Below are 18,451 nucleotides of genomic sequence, written 5' to 3'. Positions count from 1 at the left end.
ATGTCCATGCTAGCAATCGATCTTACTGACGTAAGCAAGACATATGATGACAAGGTCGTTGTCGACAGGCTGTCATTCCGCGTAGCAGCGGGGGAATGCTTCGGGCTCTTGGGACCTAACGGCGCGGGCAAAAGCACGATTGCGCGTATGATCCTCGGCATGACCTCGCCTGATGCGGGCAAGATCACCGTGCTCGGCGTGCCAGTTCCGGCACGCGCTCGCTTGGCACGCCGGCGCATCGGAGTGGTCCCGCAGTTCGACAACCTGGACCTTGAGTTCACGGTGCGCGAGAACCTGCTGGTATTCGGGCGCTATTTCGGCATGAGCACACGCGAGATCGAAGCAGTCATACCGTCGCTTCTGGAATTCGCCCGCCTCGAAAGCAAGGCGCATGCTCGCGTTTCCGAACTGTCCGGCGGCATGAAGCGGCGCCTGACGCTGGCGCGTGCGTTGATCAACGACCCGCAACTGATTGTAATGGACGAGCCGACCACCGGTTTAGATCCGCACGCGCGACACCTGATATGGGAACGCCTGCGGTCGCTGCTCGCGCGGGGCAAGACTATTCTTTTGACAACCCACTTCATGGAAGAGGCTGAGCGGTTGTGCGATCGGCTGTGCGTGCTTGAAAGAGGTCGCAACATTGCCGAAGGCCGTCCTCACACGCTGATTGACGAACAGATCGGATGTCAGGTGATCGAAATCTATGGCGGCAATCCGCATGAGCTGGATGCGTTGATTAGGCCGTATGCGCAGCGCATCGAGGTGAGCGGCGAGACACTCTTTTGCTACGCGCCCGATCCGGAGCAAGTGCGCCTGCAGTTGCGCGGGCGTGCGGGTTTACGCCTTCTGGAGCGTCCGCCGAACATGGAGGATGTCTTTTTGCGATTGACCGGGCGCGAGATGGAGAAATGAACATGGGTGAAGGTTGTGCCACGGCTCTGCCCACCAACGCTTGGAACTGGATCGCGGTATGGCGCCGCAACTATATGGCATGGAAGAAGGTCGCGCTTGCGTCGCTTCTCGGGAACCTGGCCGATCCTCTGATCTACCTGTTCGGTCTTGGCTTCGGCCTGGGAATTGTTGTAGGTCGCGTTGACGGTACTTCGTATGTCGCGTTTCTGGCAGGCGGCATGGTCGCGACAAGCGCGATGACCTCTGCGACATTTGAGACGATTTATGCGGCTTTCGCTCGCATGCACGCTCAGCGCACATGGGAAGCAATCCTCTACACCCAGCTTACGCTCGGTGACATCGTTCTCGGTGAATTGGCGTGGGCAGCCACCAAGGCCTTTCTCGCCGGTACGGGGATTACGATTGTTGCCGGCACGCTAGGCTATGCGGCGTGGCCTTCCATCCTCTATGCGCTGCCAGTCATCGCCCTCACTGGGCTAGCCTTCGCAAGCCTGGCGATGGTGGTGACGGCGCTTGCACCCAGCTACGACTATTTCGTGTTTTACCAGACACTTGTTGTCACCCCCATGCTGTTCCTGTGCGGCGCGGTCTTTCCAGTCGCCCAATTGCCCGAGGGTTTTCAACAGGCCGCGCACTTCTTGCCGCTGGCACAAGCGATCGACCTCATTCGCCCGGCGATGCTTGGCCGTCCGGCCGACAGCATTGGCCTGCATATCGGCGCGCTTTCCATCTACGCAGTATTGCCCTTTTTCGTGTCGACGGCCCTGTTCCGTCGGCGCCTGATGCCATGACGCTATTTACGAACAATTCGAGAAGGAGATAGACAATGCAGTATCATGAACTGGGACGCAGCGCCCTGAAGGTGAGCGTGCTCGGCCTGGGCACTATGAGTTGGGGAGAGCAGAACACGGAGGCCGAGGCGCATGCGCAGTTAGACGCAGCCCTGGATGCCGGCATAAACTTCGTCGATACTGCGGAGATGTACCCTGTGCCTCCCCGCGCCGAGACACATGGACTTACGGAGCGTTATATCGGGAGTTGGCTACGGCAGACCGGCCGCAGGCAAGACATCGTGCTTGCGACCAAAGCCGTCGGTCCTGCTCGACCAGGCAACGCGAACTTACCGCATGCGCGCGACGGCCGTGTCAGCTACACACGCGCCAACCTGTTCGAGGCCGTCGAAACCAGTCTCCAAAGGCTCCAGACGGACTATATCGACCTATTCCAATTGCACTGGCCCGACCGTAGCACCAATATATTCGAATTGGTCGACTACCAGTATGAACTCGACGACGATGCGGTACCAATCCTGGAAACGTTGGAGGCGTTGGACGCGCTCGTTAAAAGCGGTCGCGTACGCCACATTGGGCTCTGCAATGAAACACCTTGGGGCTTGGCGCGCTTCCTGCATCACGCGGAAACACTAGGGCTCGCCCGTGTGATAAGCATTCAGAATCCATACAATCTACTCAACCTCGACTTCGAGAACGGCCTGGCGGAGATGGCTCTGCGTGAACAGGTGGGGCTTCTCGCGTATTCGCCGCTGGCGATGGGCACGCTGACTGGAAAGTACCTGGGGGGGCAGCGGCCAACCGGTTCGCGGCTGAACTTGTTCGGACGGTTCTTCCGCTACAGCAGCGAATGGGCGCAGCATGCGGCACTCGCATATACAACGCTCTTTCGTGAACACGGCATCGATCCAGTGCACGGCGCGTTGTCATTCGTTAGAAGCCGGCCTTTTGTTGCAAGCACTCTTGTTGGCGCTACCTCCGTGCCGCAATTGCAGCACAGCATCGCCAGTTTGGAAGTCACCCTGTCACGCGAGATGCTCGACGGCATTCAGTCAATCTACCAGCGCTATGGCACGCCGGTGCCATGATTGGTTTTGGCTTTCTTGTCAAATCGTGTCGTCGATCTGGTGTCGCGTATTCGAGACCCAAAATCAAAAGCAACGCGGGAAGAGACAGGTACTCACGCGGGTCTGCGTGATCAGACGCTGATAGTTCTGTCTTGTTTGTTTCCGCGCTTCGGTTCCTAACACTGTTGAACGGACCGGCGCACAGATGACAGCGGATCTTGTACTGGGACGCCACCCGGACCGCCTGCAATTCACGCAAGTTGGAAACACGCAATGACGCATGGCGATGCCAAGGACTGGCACGCACTATCTGGAAGCGTTGCTGAACGAGCATCCGAACGTGTTGAGCAACGGTGAGTTGCTCAACACTTGTGATACGAATTGGCTCGACAAAGCTCGCATGCTACGCAGCGATCGCGAACTCCTCAAGCTCGCCTATCTGCGCTTTCCCGCAGGGAGCGACAAGAAGGTGACGCATGTTGGTTGCAAGATCAACGAACCTCAGTTTCACGATCACCCGGGCTTTTTTCCGAACTGGTCCGTTGGCCCGGCCTCAAGGTCATCCTTGTGGTTCGCACAAATACCTTGGAATCGCTGTGGTCGCTGGTGCAGGCGAGGCAATCCGGCCAGTGGCTGAAGTTCGGCTCGGACAGTCAAGCGGCTTCCCCGCCGCGCATCAGATTGTCAATCGCCAAGTGCCAGGCCTATTTCAAGACTGCCGACGGTTTCCACGCTCGGGTGGCGCACGCCTTTGCACCGACCAGCATGCTTGAGATCGAATATGAGAGCCGTCTTCGCGAACCTGCCGCATGCTTGGCAACGATTTGGGATTTCCTGGGGGTCCCAACGCTTCAGCTTTCTGGCAGCGCCATCCTTCAGCGTCAGGAGACGCGACCGCTGGATCAAACGATAGAGAATTTTGATGAGCTGCGGCTTCACTTCGCGAACAGACCTTACGCGAGGTTCTTTGAGGTTGATGACGTCTTTCGGGCAAGGGCAGCGAGCGATCGGACGGCAACCGAGATCATCCCAAAGCTGAAAGCTTACTCGGACACCGGCACGATGTTACAGCCGACACCAAGCTAGGGGATCTTGGCATCTATTCACTTGAACTGCGCGGCCAGGCGATGAGATGGCGCTCGACGAGGTCGATCCCAATGGGCTTTTGCCGGCCTCGCTCGGCTACTGGACCTGTGAGGGATCATTGACGACGACGCCCTGCACCGAGAACGTCGAGTGGATGTTGGCAATGGATCCGGTCGAGGTCGACGCTGTAGACATCAAGCGATTTACCTCGCTCTTCCCCCTGAACGCGCGGCCGCTTCGTGCACCCAATCGGCGCTTCACCCTGGGCCGTGACTGAGGCTGAGGCCTTTGGGCGTGCAGCCAACCGCGGTGGGTTGCGACGCCGGGTCAGGTTGAGATGCTTCGCGATCTCGATCACTCAGCGCTCTCTAGCTTGATAACAGAAGAGCGGGGCGTCGCTCCCGATGGCACGAAGCGTGTCATCAAGTGCGGCTTCCTTGGCAGTGGCCGAACTCCGAAATACCTGTTGAACCGCACGTCGCTTGCTGCGACCGGCGGAATCAGTCTCTTGACGTACCTTTTCAAAGTATCGGCGGCGACGCGGCAACGACACGGTCGCATAGGACCTGCTTTGCTTCTGGCGCGCGCATGCAACCTGTCGCAAGAAGACAAGCCTTAAGGGCCGAGCATCGCAATCCAGAGAGATCGACCGACGGACGATTTGGCGAGAAGCATCATGGGGCGTGCTGGATCTCGTCGATGCCATCTTCTGCCACCGTATTCTCCAGGCCGGCCGTTGACGAAGCCTGGTGCGAGATTCCGCCAGGAAAGCCGTTAGTTCGGCCTGCACTGGACACCTGAGAACCGCAACATTTGGTCTGGCATGGCTCTTGCGCCCAAGGTGGCAGCCGCGTTCGGCCGGAGCGCTGCTTGGGAGAAGCCCGGGACGGTCCGAAACCCGCCCAGATCCGGTCAGGGAGAGAAAAATGCTAGCTCCACCAGTCCGCAGCGCGCCTCGCGCGCCTCGCAAGCCTCTCTACGCCCAGCTTTATGTGCAGGTGCTTGTCGCCATCGCCCTCGGCGTCGCTACTGGCTATTTCTGTCCGGGGATCGGCGAGAGCCTGAAGCCGCTGGGCGATGCCTTCATCAAGCTCGTCAAGATGATCATCGCGCCTGTCATCTTCCTGACAATTGCAACCGGCATTGCCGGCATGAACGATCTTCACAAGGTCGGCCGGGTCGCCGGCAAGACCATGGTCTACTTCCTGAGTTTCTCGACGCTCGCACTGATCGTCGGCCTCATCGTGGCCAATGTCGTTCAGCCCGGCGCCGGCCTCAATATCGATCCTGCCTCGCTCGACCTGCAGTCCGTGAACAGTTACGCCGCAAAGGCCCACGAGCAGTCCGTGACGGACTTCCTGATGAACATCATTCCGTCGACGATCGTCGGCGCGTTTGCGCAAGGCGACATCCTGCAGGTGCTGTTCTTCTCGGTTCTCTTCGGCATCGCGCTGGCGATGGCCGGTGAGGCGGGCAAGCCTGTCGTTTCCTTCCTTCAGGCGCTCATCGCGCCCATCTTCAAGCTCGTCGGCATTCTGATGAAGGCTGCCCCGATCGGCGCTTTCGGCGCGATGGCCTTCACCATCGGCAAATATGGCATCGGCTCGGTCGTGAACCTGGCGATGCTGGTCGGGACGTTCTATTTCACCGCCTTCCTCTTCGTGTTCGTCATCCTCGGCGCGGTCTGCCGTTACAACGGCTTCTCGATCGTTGCTCTCATCGGCTACATCAAGGAAGAGCTGCTGCTTGTCCTCGCAACGTCCTCTTCAGAGGCCGCGCTACCCTCGCTCATGGAGAAGATGGAGAAGGCCGGCGCCACGCGTTCGGTCGTGGGCCTCGTCATTCCGACCGGATACTCCTTCAATCTGGACGGCACCAATATCTACATGACGCTGGCAGCCCTCTTCATCGCGCAGGCGACGAATACGGATCTGTCGATCGGCGACCAGATCCTGCTGCTCCTTGTGGCGATGCTCTCTTCGAAGGGCGCTGCAGGGGTCACAGGCGCCGGCTTCGTCACGTTGGCCGCGACGCTCTCCGTCGTACCTTCCGTGCCGGTGGCCGGTATGGCCCTGATCCTCGGCATCGACCGTTTCATGTCCGAGTGCCGGGCCCTCACGAATATCGTCGGCAACGCGGTGGCATCCCTCGTCGTCGCTCGCTGGGAGGGCGAATTGGACCGCGTAAAGTTGGAAGCCGCCTTGTCTGGCCATCAGCTTGCCGAGACATAGCTGGCCAACTAACGATACAGACGCCCGCCGGGAAGGTCGCAGTAGCGCGGCCTGTTAAATCGCTGATTGGCCTGGAAATGAAAATTGGCCGCACAAAGGTGTGCTTTCGTCTGCAGGTAGCAGGCAGTTAGATGCTATGCCGTCCCAGGGCAGCGCCGGATGCTGATTTGCATCAAACCAAAACACGAATGAGATCCATTTTGCTACCAACAATCGCACAAACCTCGTTGAGCTCGCAAACCAGCCGCCAAGCCAACCATTTCGCAGCGGCAAGCCGCAGACGATTGCTGGTCAGAAATCAGGTCTTTGCGCCGGTTTGGGCTGAGGTATCGAGTTCCTCATCGGGGATGTCGTCGAACGAGGCGTGGTTGAGGTTGTAGAGTTTGGAATAGAGCCCGCCCATGGCGATCAACCGGTCGTGCTTGCCGGTCTCGACGACTTGGCCATTTTGGAGAACGATGAGGCGGTCGGCGCCTCGGACTGTGGCAAGCCGATGGGCGATGACCAGGCCCGTGCGGCCTTTGAGAAGCCTGATCAGTGCCTTCTGGATGAGCTTCTCCGTATAGCTGTCGATATTAGCGGTTGCCTCGTCAAGTATAAGGATCTTGGCGTTTGCAACGAGCGCGCGGGCAAAGCTGATAAGCTGGCGCTGGCCGAGCGAAAGATTGCCGCCGCGTTCGCTTACATCGGCCTCGTATCCACCAGGAAGGTTCACGATGAAGTCGTGCGCGCCGACCGCTTTGGCGGCCTCGATCACCTCTTCGCGCCTGGCGTCGGTCTTGTGGTAGCGGATGTTCTCGAAGACCGTGCCGGTGAAAAGGAACGGCTCCTGAAGCACCATGGCGATATGACGGCCGAGCGATTCCTGGGTGAGATCGCGCACGTCGTGTCCACCGATCAGCACTTGACCCTGCTGGACCTCATAGAAGCGGTGGACAAGCGCCATCGCGCTGGATTTGCCCGAACCGGTCGGGCCGACGAGGGCGACGGTCTCGCCGGGATTGACCCGAAAGGACACGTTCTTCAATACCGGATGCTTGCGGTCGTAGCCGAAAGTAACGTTCCTGAACTCCACCGAGCCGTCCATGTCGGGCGAAAGCACCTTGGCATTCCGCTTGTCCTGGATGTCAATCTTGACGTCGAGCACGTCGGTCAGACGCTTTCCGGAGGCCATCGCGCGCTGCATGATCGAATATTGCAGAGTGAGCGAGCGGATCGGATCGAAGAAGCGCTGGATGTAGAAGAGGAAGGCAACCATCACACCCGCGTCGATGCCGCCACTCATGACCATCGCACCGCCGACCATCACGACGACGGCCATGGCAACGCCCGTCAGGCTATCGACGATCGGCACCATGACCTGCGCATATTTGGCAGCCGTCAGATGCGTCTTGAGATTCGCATCGGCCTTATCATCGTAGAGGCTGAAGTTGACCTGCTGGCGGTCCATGGACTGCACTGCGCGCACGCCCTGAATGGCCTCTGCCAGCGCGCCATTGGCGACAGAGTTGGTCTCGTGCGCGGCCATGAAGGCATCGCGGGCGCGCGGCAGCCAGAAGATGCGCACTATGAAGAGAACCGGCAGGACCGAAAGCGTAAGGAGGCCTAACCGAAGGTCGAGCCACAGCATGACCAAGACGATGCCGAAGAGAAGGGCAACGTCGCCCAGCGAGAACAAGGACGTTTCGAGGAATTCCTGCATGGAATTGATGTCGCCCTGCAGACGAGACATCAGGCGTCCGACCTCCGTCTTGTCCATGAAGGAAAGTGAGACCTTCTGCAGATGGCCGAACATGGCGCGGCGTATATCGAAGAGAACATTCTCGGCCATCTTGCCGATCACCGTCTCTTGCGTGTAGCTGGCCGTGGAATTGACCCAAATGGCAAGAAGGAAGAAGCAGGCGGCTGCAAGCAGGGCTGAGCGATCGCCACTTCCCGGGGACATCCCATTGTCGATCGCATAGCGGATGATCAGCGGGATGAGAAGCTGCGTCCCGGTGAAGACAAACATTGCGGCTAGCGAGATCATCATCTTGGTGCGGTAGGGCCGGACGAATGCCCAAATGCGTCGGACAACGTTTTTGTCAAAGGCCCGTCCGAACAACTCCTCTTCGACGCGATGGGACCCGACGACCGCACGCGGAGGGCGCCGGCCGTCGTCGCGGATATCGTTGCGTTCCGTCTCGACTTCGCCGGCGTGGGCCATCAACTCCCTCCCTCTTGTTTGGGCAGCATGTCATCGCCCGGGGGCACTTGAAGATCGTAAAGGGCCTTGTAGCGTCCGTCCTTCGCCAGAAGCTCTTGGTGAGTGCCACGCTCGACGATCTCTCCATTCTCGATAAACAGGATGTTGTCGGCATGCATGAGCGAACTCAGGCGGTGGGCGATGATGATGGTCACGCGATCCTTGGCAAAGCGTCGCATGGCGCTGCGAATGCGCTGTTCGGTGGCTGCATCGATTGCCGCCGTCGAGTCGTCAAAAACGATGACGGACGGGCGCAGCATCATCGTGCGGGCGATCGTCAGGCGCTGGCGCTGGCCGCCCGAAAGGGAGACGCCGCGCTCGCCCACGACTGTTTTGTAGCTGGTCGGCAGGCCGAGAATGTAATTGTGAAGCTGAGCAGACTCGCTCGCGCGCTCGATCCGCTGTTCCTCGGCCCAGGGATCGCCATAGGCAACATTGTTCTCGATCGTCGTGCTGAACAGGAAGGCATCCTGCTGCACGACCGCGACCGCCCTGCGAAGCGTGGCAAGGGTGACCTCGCGGACGTCCTGGCTGTCGAGCGTGATGGTGCCGCCAGTGACATCGTAAAAACGGGGGATCAAATGAGCCATCGTCGACTTGCCGGAGCCCGGGGGGCCAACGATCGCGATCGTCTGGCCCTTGCGGGCCTCGAAACTTATATTCTTCAGAATTGGGCGGTTCTCGATGCCGTTATACGCGAATGAAACATTGTCGAAGCGTAAGGTCCCTTGGCTGACCTCAAGCGGTCTCGCGCCCGGTGCGTCCTTGATCGCGATATCTAGGTCGAGGAGCCCGAATAGGCGGGAACCGCAAGTCGAAGCGTGGGCGAAGGCGTTGACCATGAAGCCGATCTGGCGGACCGGCATTTGCAGGATCATCATGAAGGTCAGGAACATCGTAAGCGTCCCGACGCTAGTCTCGCCAGCGATAACTTTGTTGCCGCCAATCCAGAGGACCAGAGCCATGGCAAAAAGGAAGGAGAAAGTCATCGCCGAGGTGTTGCGTACGCGGATATCGACACGGTCATGGGCGAGACCAAGCGCTTTCTTCGAGGCGTGGTCGAACTTCAGCATCTCGTAAGGCTGCGCCGCAAAGGCGCGCACGACGCGAATGCCGCCAAGATTTTCTTCCATTACGCGGCCCAGAACCGAAAGCCGATCCTGCAGGTCGAGCCAGGTGTGGCGCAGCTTGAGCTGAGTGACCGATGAGCGCCATCCGACGAACGGCACGAAGCTCAGCGTGAGGAGACCAAGCGCCAGGTCGGTGGATATCAGCATGCAGGCGCCGATCCCGATCAGCATGATGAGCAGGACGGCGCGAACCAGAGCGGTGGAAAAATACATTCGCACGCCTTCGAGATCGAGCATGCCGATGGTAATCAGATCGCCTGAATGCGCCTGGTCGTGAAAGGAAAAGCTAAGGCGCTGGATCTTTTCGTAGTAGGCAAGCCGCAGTTCGTACGCGATGTGATGTCCTACCGCCTCGGCAAAATAGTTCTGAGCCAGTGTGAAAAGGCCTCGCAGCACACTGACGGCAAGCAGCAGGAGAGCTGAGGTTCGGAGCGCCTCATCCGCTGCCGCGCCGGCAATACCCCCACCGATGGCTGTCTGGGTGTGGTCGACGGCCCAGCCGATAAGCTGGGGGATGAGCAATTGGAGGGTTACCGCCACGAGTGTCGAGCCAATTGCAACGGCGACCTGCCACGGGTGCCGCAAATTCATGCGCGTAATGCGCAGTATCGTGTTCAAGCCCCGGCCCCAACCCGCCGCCTCTACATGCCCGGGCGAATTCCGGCCCTTCATCACGCCGCCACTAGCCTCACTGCTCAAGCGTATATTTCGGACTCAGGTCCGGCCGGGGGTGGGCGGTGAGCCGGACCACGATCAAAGGCCGTTGCGATACATGGCCCGCCATCATCTTCTAGACGCGTGCTGCGGCAAGCCGAGCCGCGGCTTCGCCTGCCGGCATGTCTATGACCGTGATTGCATTTGCTGCAAGGAAACGGCGTTCGTTTTTGGTCAGCGTTGCCGAATCGATTACCGCAAAGTGCGGGCCTTGGGAGCGCTTCATGATTTGCCGGGCGTAAGTGCGCAGCATCTGATCGTCGAAGCGACAGCCGAAGAAGAGGAAACCTCTGTTGGTGCGCCGTTCCTTCATGACTTGTGGGATAGGCGTCTGGATATCGATTTCGGTTAGGGTCTCGACATAGTCGGAATCTGCGACGAGGAAATTCGCGGCGGGCCTGATGCTGCCGTGTGGCGTATAGAGAACCGTCGTTGCCGCTGATCCGGGTTGGAGTTCCCTCCCGCCCAAGTCGTAGGTTCTTGTCCAAATGTCGGTGATTGCGTCCGCCCGCGTGACGCCTTGAATCTCGATGACATCCGTTCGGCCGGTCTCTGCGAGGGCTGCGCGCATGGCGCCGTCGTACCAGCTGTCGACGATGAGGGAGAGCGGCAGCGTTGCAAGCCAGGCGTGGAAAACAGTCGGCGCAACCGGCCCTGCGAATATCTCAGCCATCCAAGCCTGAAGCGTCCGGCGATGCCGGCGCTGTTCGATGAATTGGGCGACCGACCACATATTGGTGCGGATCTTGGAAGGCGCTGGCGCTCGCGCGTTGAGGGCTGCGGCGACGGTTTCCGGCGTATGCGGTACGGATGGTTCCACGGTCTTGAGCCGGAGTAGACCCGGACCAAGATAGGGGATGATCTGATCGGCGTATAGCGCCTTCTTCAGCAGATCAAGCTGCTTTGAGGCATGACTGTCGCGAATGATGAAGAGATGGTTCAAGGCCGAGATCATGTTCATGCTCGTCTCCGGTTGGCGTTGTCATGTTGCCAGCCTGCAGCATCAGTCCTTGTCGGAGATCTTCCTTGCCTCGACGGTGATCGGCAGACGTGTATCCCGCGGAAGTTCGGGCAGGACGAGCCGCCAGCCGTTCCTGAGCGTTACGCACCCGCCCCACAAGTCTTCATTCTCGACCTTGACGATGGGCTCTTCGAGATCCTTCTTGGGAACATACGCCGACAGCCCGGCGCCGGTCCTGCGGATCATTACCTTCATCGGGCAGTTCCTTTATTAGGGCCAGCAGTGAATTCGGCACCGCAAGGATTCCCGGATTGGTCGAGGCTCATCAATTCGTGGGCGCGCATGCCAACGACGGTGCCGCGATCGACCCATTCGACCGCATAGATGTAGAACTGCTGGAGAAAGGTGCCGATGTCGCGCACATAGCCTTCGTCGCCCTTCCGCACGAGGTTTTCGCCGATCTGGCGACCAGGATAGGTGCCGTCATTCCTTATGTGGCGTGTGGCACGGACCCGCTCCCCCGGCATCAATCGCGGAGGTTTGCGGATCTCGACCTCCTGTTCGCGTCCAAGGCCCATGCCTGTTCCTTTCCTTCGTCACGGCTGCAGGTTGTCAATAAAGAGGTAGAGGCCTCCTCGGGAGGTGACCGCGACCCGTGTCGCTAGCCCGATTGGAGGTCAGGCGGGAACGCAGGTCTTCGGTACCGGGCATACCGAGGCGCATTGCTGGGTATCGAAGGCCTCCTTGCATTCGGTGCATTCCTTAGGATCGATCACGTAGGCCTCGCCCTTGAACTTGATCGCGCCCGAGGGACATTCGAACTCGCAGGCACCGCATTGCGTGCATTGTGATGCGAGGATCTTGAAGGCCATTTCTCAACTCCTGGTTCGGTTGGAACGAGACGGCTCAGGCCGTCGCCGCCATTGGTTCGACCCCAAATTCGGCAGCGTAAAGCGCGCTGATCGCGGTCTCGATGTAGTCATAGCCATAAACGTCCGTTGCCCGGATTCCAGCTTCCGCGAGCCGATCCTTGGGGCAATCTCCGATCTTGGCGCACAGCACGATGTCGATGCGTTCCAGCGCAGCGATAACGCCATCGAGGGTGGCGTCCGCGCCCCGGCCGCCGAGGCAATATTGCTCGACCTTGCGATGCCCGATGAAACTGATCCCTCTCGGCGAGGCCTCATAAACCTGGAATTCCTTCGAGTGGCCGAAGTGTTCGTTGACGCGCCCGCCGCCCTTGGTCGCCACGGCGACAAGGAGCGATTTGCCGGAGTCCGCTGCCTTGACGATCGCGACCGCTTGACTCTTGGCTGCCACATGATCGCCGCGCTCGCACGCGACCACCTCTCGATAGGCCTCGCGCTTGCCGGCGTCGTAGATAACTTCGTCGGGAAGCTTGTCGAGCGTGAACTCCTGGCCACGATCCTCGCCAAGCAGGCCGACCGCATCGGCCCGGCACTGCCGGCAATGGCGCATCAGCTTGGCGCCACCTCCTAGACTATCCTGAAGCGCTTTCAATTCCACCGCCTCTGGACCGCGCTGCCCGGTCAGACCGAAGTGCGTGCCATGCGCCGGGTCGGAAATCAGCGGCATGACGTTGTGCAGGAACGCGCCGCGCTCCTTGACCCATCTATTGACCTCGATCAGGTGCTCGTCGTTGACGGTGGGAATCATCACCGAATTGATCTTGGTAAGGATGCCGCGCGCGGTCAGCATCTCCAGGCCTAACATCTGCCGCTGGTGCAGGATCCGGGCAGCTTCGACGCCGGTGTACCGGCGGTGGTCGTAAAAGATCCAGGGATAGATCTTTGCGCCGACCTCTGGGTCGATCATGTTGATGGTGATTGTCACATGATCGACATTCATGTCGGCAAGCTCGCCAACATGGTCCGGCAGCGCGAGCCCATTGGTGGAGATACATAGTTTGATGTCGGGGATTTCCCTGGCAACTCGCTCGAACGTTGCTTTTGTTTTCTTCCAGTCGTAGCAGGCATCGCCCGGTCCGGCGATGCCGAGCACGGAAAGCTGCGGCACTTCGCTGGCGACCGCGATCACCTTACGTAGCGCCTGGTCTGGGGTCAGCCTTTCCGAGACGACCCCAGGCCGGCTTTCATTGGCGCAGTCATATTTGCGATTGCAGTAGTTGCACTGGATATTGCAGGCCGGCGCGACCGCCACATGCATGCGCGCGAAATAATGGTGGGCTTCTTCTGAATAGCACGGATGGTCCTTGATCTTCTCCCAGATAGCCGGGTCCATGTCGTCCGTCTTTGCGGACAAGCCGCAAGATGAAGATGCGCAGCCACCGGATTTCGCAGTCGCCAGCAATTGGTCGAAGGATTTCGTGCTGGCCAGGCCCTCAAGCGAAATCGTCGGTGCGGACATCAAACGGCTCCATGCCAGGGCGAACGTCCCCATTCAACTGCAAGAGCTGCGCCAACTTGAAAAGCGCGATTCGTTCAATGTGTTAGGTATTCGTTTCCGATTCTGGCCGTTTGTTCCGACACATTTTTGTCAGGCTTCCGACATGGACAGGCAAATTGGATCGCGGCACCGCATCCCACGCACGGAAGAGGGGGCAACAACGCCAGCTTGACGTTTGACGTCATCGGCACGTTAGAACTTCTTCACCTCGATACGGTACCGGCGCAGAGCATAGCCAACCTGCCGCGGCGTGAGGCCAAGGATACGAGCCGCCTTGGCCTGAACCCAGCCGGACTTCTCCATCGCATCGATCAGCCGGTCGCGGTCCGCCAGACGCGGGCCGGCTGCGGGGTAAGCAGGATCGTTCGGATCGCAGGCCTGGACGGGCAGTACCTCGCCTTCGGGGCCGCCGATGCGCGTGGACGGCAACGGCGGCAATGCGACCGGCATGCGGTTGCCCCGAGCGAGCTCTTCGCGGGCATTGCTGCCGGGCGGAAGGTCTGCCCCTTTCCAGAGGCGTGAAGAAAGGCACTGGCTATTCTGGCAGGCGAAATCCGACGTGGCGACCGTCGTTGAACGCGCAAGCGTGGCCGTCCTTCGCACACAGTTTTCCAACTCACGCACGTTACCTGGGAAGTAGCATTGCGAGATCAGGTCGAGCGCCGAGGGTGCGAAGTCGAGGTCGCGGTGGTTCTCCCTGTTGAAGCGTTGGAGGAAGGCTTTCGCAAGGCGTCGAATATCGCCGGGTCGCTCTCGCAGCGGAGGCAGCATGATTGGCACCACATTGATGCGGTAGTAAAGGTCGGCCCTGAACTCTCCCTTCACGACTGCCGCCTCGAGGTCCTTATTGGTGGCGCATATGAGCCGGACATCGACCGTTAGCGTCCTGGTGCCGCCGACTCGCTCCAGTTCGCCTTCCTGCAAGACGCGCAACAGCTTGGCTTGAAAGGCAGGCGAAATCTCGCCGATTTCGTCAAGCAGCAGGGTTCCGCCATTCGCCAATTCGAAACGACCGGCGCGCTGCGAGATAGCCCCGGTGAAGGCGCCCTTTTCATGCCCAAACAACTCCGATTCCAGAACGCTTTCAGGCAGTGCGGCGCAGTTCAGTTTGACGAAAGCCTTCTTGCTGCGAGGTGAAAGCTCATGGATGGCCTGTGCAAAGAATTCCTTGCCGGTGCCACTTTCACCTCGAAGAAGCACGGTGGAATTAGTCCTCGCGACGACCGAGACGGTTTCGAGCACCTGCTTGAGTGCTGGACTTTCCCCGATGATCCCGCCGATTTTGACATGCGAATGCCGGGCGGGGTTGGTCCTCTGCTCGCCGAGCGATTTTTCCGGTCTGCGTTGCTCCTCTTTAAGCCGCTGACCATCTGGGTTCAGGATGCGGTGCAGGCGGATGGTCCGGCCGACAAGGTTGGCGACCATGATCAGGAAGCGTAAGTCTTCGTCGCAGCGCACGCTGGTGGTGCCGTCCCCGACACGGTCGATCGACAATGTCCCAAGGATTTTATCCTCAGCCTTAATCGGGACTCCGATAAAGCTAACCGGGACGGTGCCGCCGCTCGAAAACGTTTTAAGGTCAGCCTGAAAGAGTTCGGACTTGCTGACATCCTGGATGACAAGCGGCGTCCCCGCAGCGACGATTTGGTCTACGACGCCCTGAGGTATGACGCGGCACAGGCCTGATTGACGTGTGTGGTCGTTGCCGGCAGTTGCGGTAATCTCCGCCTCTCCTTCAGCGCCCAGGACGACTATTGCACCATGACGCATCTGCACAAACGAGGAGAGAATATTCACCACATTGGAGAGCGTGATCTCCAGCCGGGTAGGGGCGGTCAGGCTCTTGGATATCGCGTAGATTCCCTTGAGCGAGATATCCGCCTCGTGCATGGTTTTGCCAGGCGACCGGTTCGTCCGAAGGCCTATTTCATCCACCCGATCGCGCAATATTTGAGTCATGGAGACACCTCAGGGGTTGTGCAGCGTGCTTCTCCCCGAAGCGGCTTTTTGTGTTTCGATTCAGTATTGACGACCCCCAGTTGAATTGCAATTGCAAACTGGTTGCGAGAAGCTTGTTAGGCTGGAGCCGCGGCAATCGCAGGTGGCTATCGGCACGCGCCCGAAATGGCGCGTGCGTGCGCGGGTCATCCGAACTTGAAGAGGATACCGAAGCCACCGCGCGGATAATTCCACTCGATCTCACCACTGGCCTCGCACAGGACCCGGCAGGTGCCGCACTCCATGCAGCCGTCGGCGGTGATCTCCACTTGGCCCTGGTCGTTCAACTCATAACATTGGGCCGGGCAGACGCGGGTCAACCCGAGCAGGTTAGCGCTTGGCCGCTCGTGCGGTCGCACTTTGATATGCGGGCGCCCCGAATCGACCAGGTAGCGGTTCTGGTAGAGCTTCTCCTCGACGCGCAACGTCACCGCGACCGTCATCTCTCGTCCCTCCTTTAACGCCAGGCGAGCGCCAGGCGGACCGCGTCGCTCACCAACCCCCAGCGCGAACGCGCCTTGATCATGGCAGCAGCGGTCGCCTTTTCCTTCTCGATTTTCGGGGTGCCGTCGACCCGCATGAAGTTCTGGGCCGCCTGCGACATCAACTGCGGGTAGGTCGTGAAGAAATTTCGGGAATTGGTGTGGAGCAGGGCCGGCATATCCTTGTATTTCTTCAGGTCCTTGACCACGAAGGACTTGTTCAGCATGGTCTTATAAAGGACAAGGTTCTGCTTGGTCATTGGACCATTGCGGCGCTTGACCTGGACGATTGCTTCAGCCGCGATGCGGCCGGAGGTCATGGCGAGGTTTGAACCCTCGCGGTGAACGGCGTTATTCAATTGCGCGGCATCGCCGATCACGACCCAACCGTCGCCAAAGAGCTGCGGAATCGCCTTGTAGCCACCTTCGGGAATGAGATGCGCGGCATATTCTTTCACCTCCGAGCCGGCGATCAGCGGCCGGATCGAAGGATGGTCTTTCAGCGCATCGAGGAGGGCGTATGGGCTCTGCATCGTCGCGGCGAAATCCGAAACGAGGCAGCCGATGCCCAGTGAGATCGACTCCTTGTTGGTGTAAAGGAAGCCAAGCCCGGCCATGCCGCGGGAGATCGTGCCGACAGCCTCGATTACGCAACCTTCTCCGCCCTTGAGGCCAAACCGCTGCTCAATGACATCTTCGGGCAGGAAATGCATTTCCTTGACGGCGAGCGCTACGCTTTGTGGCTTCGGCATCTCGCGAAGCCCGGCCCGCGTGCCAAGCAGCCCCGAGACACCTTCTGCGAGAATGACAACGTCCGCGAAGATCGCGCCGCCGGCCCGGTCCGTGCGGACGCCGACCACCTTGTCCTTGGCATCACGGACAAGTTCCGTCACAGTCGTCTCGCATAGGACTGTCGCGCCGGCCGCGCGCACCTTACGCGAAAACCATTTGTCGAACTGAGCACGAATGATCGTATAGCGGTTGGGCTTTGCCTCGTTGAAGTCCTCCGACCGATAGTGCATCCCGGTGTGGGACGTGTCGTCCATCACCCAAAGCCGCTGTTCAACCAAATGCCGCTCGAGAGGCGCATCGTCCCGGAAATCCGGGATGATCTTCTCCAGCATGTTCGCGTACATGATGGCACCCTGGACATTCTTGGAGCCCGGATATTCACCCCGCTCAAACTGCAGCACCTTCAGGCCGTGGCTTGCCATGGTGTACGCAGCTGCATTTCCGGACATGCCGGCTCCAATAACAATGGCGTCGAATTTTTCCGCGATCATGTCCATCTCGCTAGCTCGCAAGCTTATCGCGATTGTGGGGCGACAGCCGCCGGGTGAAGGCTTCAGTTAGTGCGGGCAGGAAGCGGATCGCGTCGGTGACGATCCCGAGGTGGGCGAAATCGAAAATCGGCGCGTTGGGGTCGGTGTTGATGGCCACGATGAGATCCGCCCCCTCGACGCCAACCCGGTGCTGGATGGCGCCGGAAATCCCGGCCGCTATATAAAGTTTCGGCCGGATGGTCTTGCCAGTTTGGCCGATCTGCCGATCCGCCGACATCCAGCCCTTCTGGACCAACGGGCGCGAACAGCCGTGCTCGGCCCCGATTGCTCGCGCGAGGTTCTTCACAAGCTGCAGGTTCTCCGCCGAGCCTAGACCAAGACCTCCCGCAACCACGACGTCGGCATAGGCAAGGTTTGCGTTTGCCGACTGGCTATCCGGCAGGAAGCCGAGGACTTTGGTCACGATCTCGTCCTCGGGGACCGACAGCTTGTGCCGGATGACACGCCCGGCCGGCCTGTCCGTCCGCTGCGGCATGGGCATGACCCTCGGTCGCACAGTCGCCATCTGCGGCCGGTAGTTGAGCGTATAGATCGTGCACAACAAGGAGCCGCCGAAAGTCGGACGGGTCGCGGCGAGCGATCCATCGGTATCCACATCGAGTTCGGTGCAATCGGCCGTGAGCCCTGTGAGCAAGGTCGTGGCCACGGAGCCGGCGAGATCCCTGCCGAGTGTGGTCGCGCCGAGAAGAAGGATCTCGGGTTTGTGGGTAACGACCAGATCCGTCATCGCCTTGGTGAACGGCTCGTTGCGATAGTCGGCAAGCAGCGGCGCCTCGACGATGTAGACAAGGTCGGCGCCATAAGCGAAGGCATCGGCTACGGCAGGCCGGGTGGCTTCTCCCGGCGGTCCTATCACGACTCCGGCAAGCTCGACGCCAAGCTTGTCGGCGAGCTTTCGGCCTTCGCCGAGCAATTCGAATGATACGGGATGGACCTGGCCACGTTCGAGTTCGATGAAGACCCAAACGTGGCGGTAGTCCTTGAAATGAGCAGGCAGCTCCTTCTTTATGCCGGCACGGCCGGCGGCAGGGCGAGGGGTTTCTCGGTTTACGGTCGACATC

16 protein-coding genes and 2 pseudogenes are annotated in these 18,451 nt (G+C 59.7%); 7 read left to right on the top strand and 11 right to left on the bottom strand.

The genetic code is table 11. The features are described 5' to 3' along the window. The 6 genes and pseudogenes from nodI (at position 1) to ABID19_RS29405 (ending at position 6,090) form a co-directional block, all read left to right on the top strand. Positions 1 to 915 (top strand): nodulation factor ABC transporter ATP-binding protein NodI, encoded by a 915-nt coding sequence (nodI, locus tag ABID19_RS29430; RefSeq protein ID WP_006201686.1) that lies wholly within the window; start codon positions 1 to 3, stop codon positions 913 to 915. Positions 916 to 917: 2 nt separating this feature from the next. Further along, positions 918 to 1,706: an ABC transporter permease gene (locus ABID19_RS29425; protein WP_006201685.1), complete on the top strand. Its 789-nt coding sequence runs from the start codon at positions 918 to 920 to the stop codon at positions 1,704 to 1,706. Between the two features lie 35 nt (positions 1,707 to 1,741). After that, a complete protein-coding gene (locus tag ABID19_RS29420; RefSeq protein ID WP_263790843.1) occupies positions 1,742 to 2,794 on the top strand; it encodes an NADP(H)-dependent aldo-keto reductase in 1,053 nt (350 codons plus the stop codon). A gap of 259 nt (positions 2,795 to 3,053) precedes the next feature. Beyond that, positions 3,054 to 3,754: pseudogene (locus tag ABID19_RS29415) on the top strand (sulfotransferase domain-containing protein); the annotation flags it as partial. A 136-nt stretch (positions 3,755 to 3,890) separates the two neighbouring features. Beyond that, positions 3,891 to 4,136: pseudogene (locus ABID19_RS29410) on the top strand (carbonic anhydrase family protein); the annotation flags it as partial. A 649-nt stretch (positions 4,137 to 4,785) separates the two neighbouring features. Next, on the top strand, positions 4,786 to 6,090 hold the full coding sequence (locus ABID19_RS29405; protein WP_263806561.1) for a dicarboxylate/amino acid:cation symporter: 1,305 nt from the start codon (positions 4,786 to 4,788) through the stop codon (positions 6,088 to 6,090). Positions 6,091 to 6,388: 298 nt separating this feature from the next. Here ABID19_RS29405 and ABID19_RS29400 read toward each other — a convergent pair whose 3' ends face one another. The 7 genes from ABID19_RS29400 to nifB all read right to left on the bottom strand — a co-directional run bounded on the left by ABID19_RS29400 (position 6,389) and on the right by nifB (position 13,471). Then, positions 6,389 to 8,296, bottom strand: coding sequence for an ABC transporter ATP-binding protein (locus ABID19_RS29400; protein ID WP_006205084.1), 1,908 nt, complete (start codon positions 8,294 to 8,296; stop codon positions 6,389 to 6,391). Continuing rightward, positions 8,296 to 10,137: an ABC transporter ATP-binding protein gene (locus ABID19_RS29395; protein WP_065518386.1), complete on the bottom strand. Its 1,842-nt coding sequence runs from the start codon at positions 10,135 to 10,137 to the stop codon at positions 8,296 to 8,298. The genes ABID19_RS29400 and ABID19_RS29395 overlap by 1 nt, the downstream gene beginning before the upstream one ends. Before the next feature lie 118 nt (positions 10,138 to 10,255). After that, on the bottom strand, positions 10,256 to 11,140 hold the full coding sequence (locus ABID19_RS29390; protein ID WP_263806560.1) for an SIR2 family NAD-dependent protein deacylase: 885 nt from the start codon (positions 11,138 to 11,140) through the stop codon (positions 10,256 to 10,258). 42 nt (positions 11,141 to 11,182) lie between these two features. Next, the gene (nifT, locus tag ABID19_RS29385; protein ID WP_006205087.1) at positions 11,183 to 11,395 is read right to left on the bottom strand and encodes a putative nitrogen fixation protein NifT; all 213 of its coding nucleotides are present in this window, start codon (positions 11,393 to 11,395) and stop codon (positions 11,183 to 11,185) included. After that, positions 11,392 to 11,718 carry a nitrogen fixation protein NifZ gene (locus ABID19_RS29380; RefSeq protein ID WP_006205088.1) on the bottom strand — a complete coding sequence of 109 codons (327 nt, stop codon included), beginning with the start codon at positions 11,716 to 11,718 and terminating at the stop codon, positions 11,392 to 11,394. The genes nifT and ABID19_RS29380 overlap by 4 nt, the downstream gene beginning before the upstream one ends. A 99-nt stretch (positions 11,719 to 11,817) precedes the next feature. Next, positions 11,818 to 12,012, bottom strand: a complete 195-nt coding sequence (locus tag ABID19_RS29375) for a 4Fe-4S dicluster domain-containing protein (protein WP_006205089.1) — start codon at positions 12,010 to 12,012, stop codon at positions 11,818 to 11,820. A gap of 34 nt (positions 12,013 to 12,046) precedes the next feature. Next, the gene (gene nifB / locus ABID19_RS29370; protein WP_263806615.1) at positions 12,047 to 13,471 is read right to left on the bottom strand and encodes a nitrogenase cofactor biosynthesis protein NifB; all 1,425 of its coding nucleotides are present in this window, start codon (positions 13,469 to 13,471) and stop codon (positions 12,047 to 12,049) included. Here nifB and ABID19_RS29365 point away from each other — a divergent pair. Continuing rightward, entirely contained in the window at positions 13,401 to 13,739 is a 339-nt protein-coding gene (locus ABID19_RS29365) for a hypothetical protein (protein WP_354494187.1), read from the top strand. The two genes, nifB and ABID19_RS29365, sit on opposite strands and share 71 nt — an antisense overlap. Before the next feature lie 20 nt (positions 13,740 to 13,759). Here the strand turns inward: ABID19_RS29365 and nifA are convergent, their stop codons facing one another. The 4 genes from nifA to ABID19_RS29345 form a co-directional block, all read right to left on the bottom strand. Then, positions 13,760 to 15,526, bottom strand: a complete 1,767-nt coding sequence (nifA, locus tag ABID19_RS29360) for a nif-specific transcriptional activator NifA (RefSeq protein WP_412177296.1) — start codon at positions 15,524 to 15,526, stop codon at positions 13,760 to 13,762. 185 nt (positions 15,527 to 15,711) lie between these two features. Then, entirely contained in the window at positions 15,712 to 16,008 is a 297-nt protein-coding gene (locus tag ABID19_RS29355; RefSeq protein WP_263790856.1) for a ferredoxin family protein, read from the bottom strand. 14 nt (positions 16,009 to 16,022) lie between these two features. After that, on the bottom strand, positions 16,023 to 17,330 hold the full coding sequence (locus tag ABID19_RS29350; protein ID WP_263806558.1) for an FAD-dependent oxidoreductase: 1,308 nt from the start codon (positions 17,328 to 17,330) through the stop codon (positions 16,023 to 16,025). Positions 17,331 to 17,340: 10 nt separating this feature from the next. Next, positions 17,341 to 18,450: an electron transfer flavoprotein subunit alpha/FixB family protein gene (locus tag ABID19_RS29345; protein WP_263806614.1), complete on the bottom strand. Its 1,110-nt coding sequence runs from the start codon at positions 18,448 to 18,450 to the stop codon at positions 17,341 to 17,343. Between the last annotated feature and the right edge of the window lies 1 nt (position 18,451).

The organism is Mesorhizobium robiniae (genome assembly GCF_040545535.1).
GTDB lineage: Bacteria > Pseudomonadota > Alphaproteobacteria > Rhizobiales > Rhizobiaceae > Mesorhizobium > Mesorhizobium robiniae.
The sequence above is the reverse complement of the archived record's forward strand: the minus strand, read 5'-3'. Positions and strand labels throughout refer to the sequence as shown.

Coding starts and splice junctions, on each gene's coding strand:
- nodI (WP_006201686.1), top strand. CDS start 1: ATGTCCATGCTAGCAATCGATCTTACTGACGTAAGCAAGACATATGAT.
- ABID19_RS29425 (WP_006201685.1), top strand. CDS start 918: ATGGGTGAAGGTTGTGCCACGGCTCTGCCCACCAACGCTTGGAACTGG.
- ABID19_RS29420 (WP_263790843.1), top strand. CDS start 1,742: ATGCAGTATCATGAACTGGGACGCAGCGCCCTGAAGGTGAGCGTGCTC.
- ABID19_RS29405 (WP_263806561.1), top strand. CDS start 4,786: ATGCTAGCTCCACCAGTCCGCAGCGCGCCTCGCGCGCCTCGCAAGCCT.
- ABID19_RS29400 (WP_006205084.1), bottom strand. CDS start 8,296: ATGGCCCACGCCGGCGAAGTCGAGACGGAACGCAACGATATCCGCGAC.
- ABID19_RS29395 (WP_065518386.1), bottom strand. CDS start 10,137: ATGAAGGGCCGGAATTCGCCCGGGCATGTAGAGGCGGCGGGTTGGGGC.
- ABID19_RS29390 (WP_263806560.1), bottom strand. CDS start 11,140: ATGAACATGATCTCGGCCTTGAACCATCTCTTCATCATTCGCGACAGT.
- nifT (WP_006205087.1), bottom strand. CDS start 11,395: ATGAAGGTAATGATCCGCAGGACCGGCGCCGGGCTGTCGGCGTATGTT.
- ABID19_RS29380 (WP_006205088.1), bottom strand. CDS start 11,718: ATGGGCCTTGGACGCGAACAGGAGGTCGAGATCCGCAAACCTCCGCGA.
- ABID19_RS29375 (WP_006205089.1), bottom strand. CDS start 12,012: ATGGCCTTCAAGATCCTCGCATCACAATGCACGCAATGCGGTGCCTGC.
- ABID19_RS29365 (WP_354494187.1), top strand. CDS start 13,401: ATGTCGTCCGTCTTTGCGGACAAGCCGCAAGATGAAGATGCGCAGCCA.
- nifA (WP_412177296.1), bottom strand. CDS start 15,526: ATGACTCAAATATTGCGCGATCGGGTGGATGAAATAGGCCTTCGGACG.
- ABID19_RS29355 (WP_263790856.1), bottom strand. CDS start 16,008: ATGACGGTCGCGGTGACGTTGCGCGTCGAGGAGAAGCTCTACCAGAAC.
- ABID19_RS29350 (WP_263806558.1), bottom strand. CDS start 17,330: ATGATCGCGGAAAAATTCGACGCCATTGTTATTGGAGCCGGCATGTCC.
- ABID19_RS29345 (WP_263806614.1), bottom strand. CDS start 18,450: ATGTCGACCGTAAACCGAGAAACCCCTCGCCCTGCCGCCGGCCGTGCC.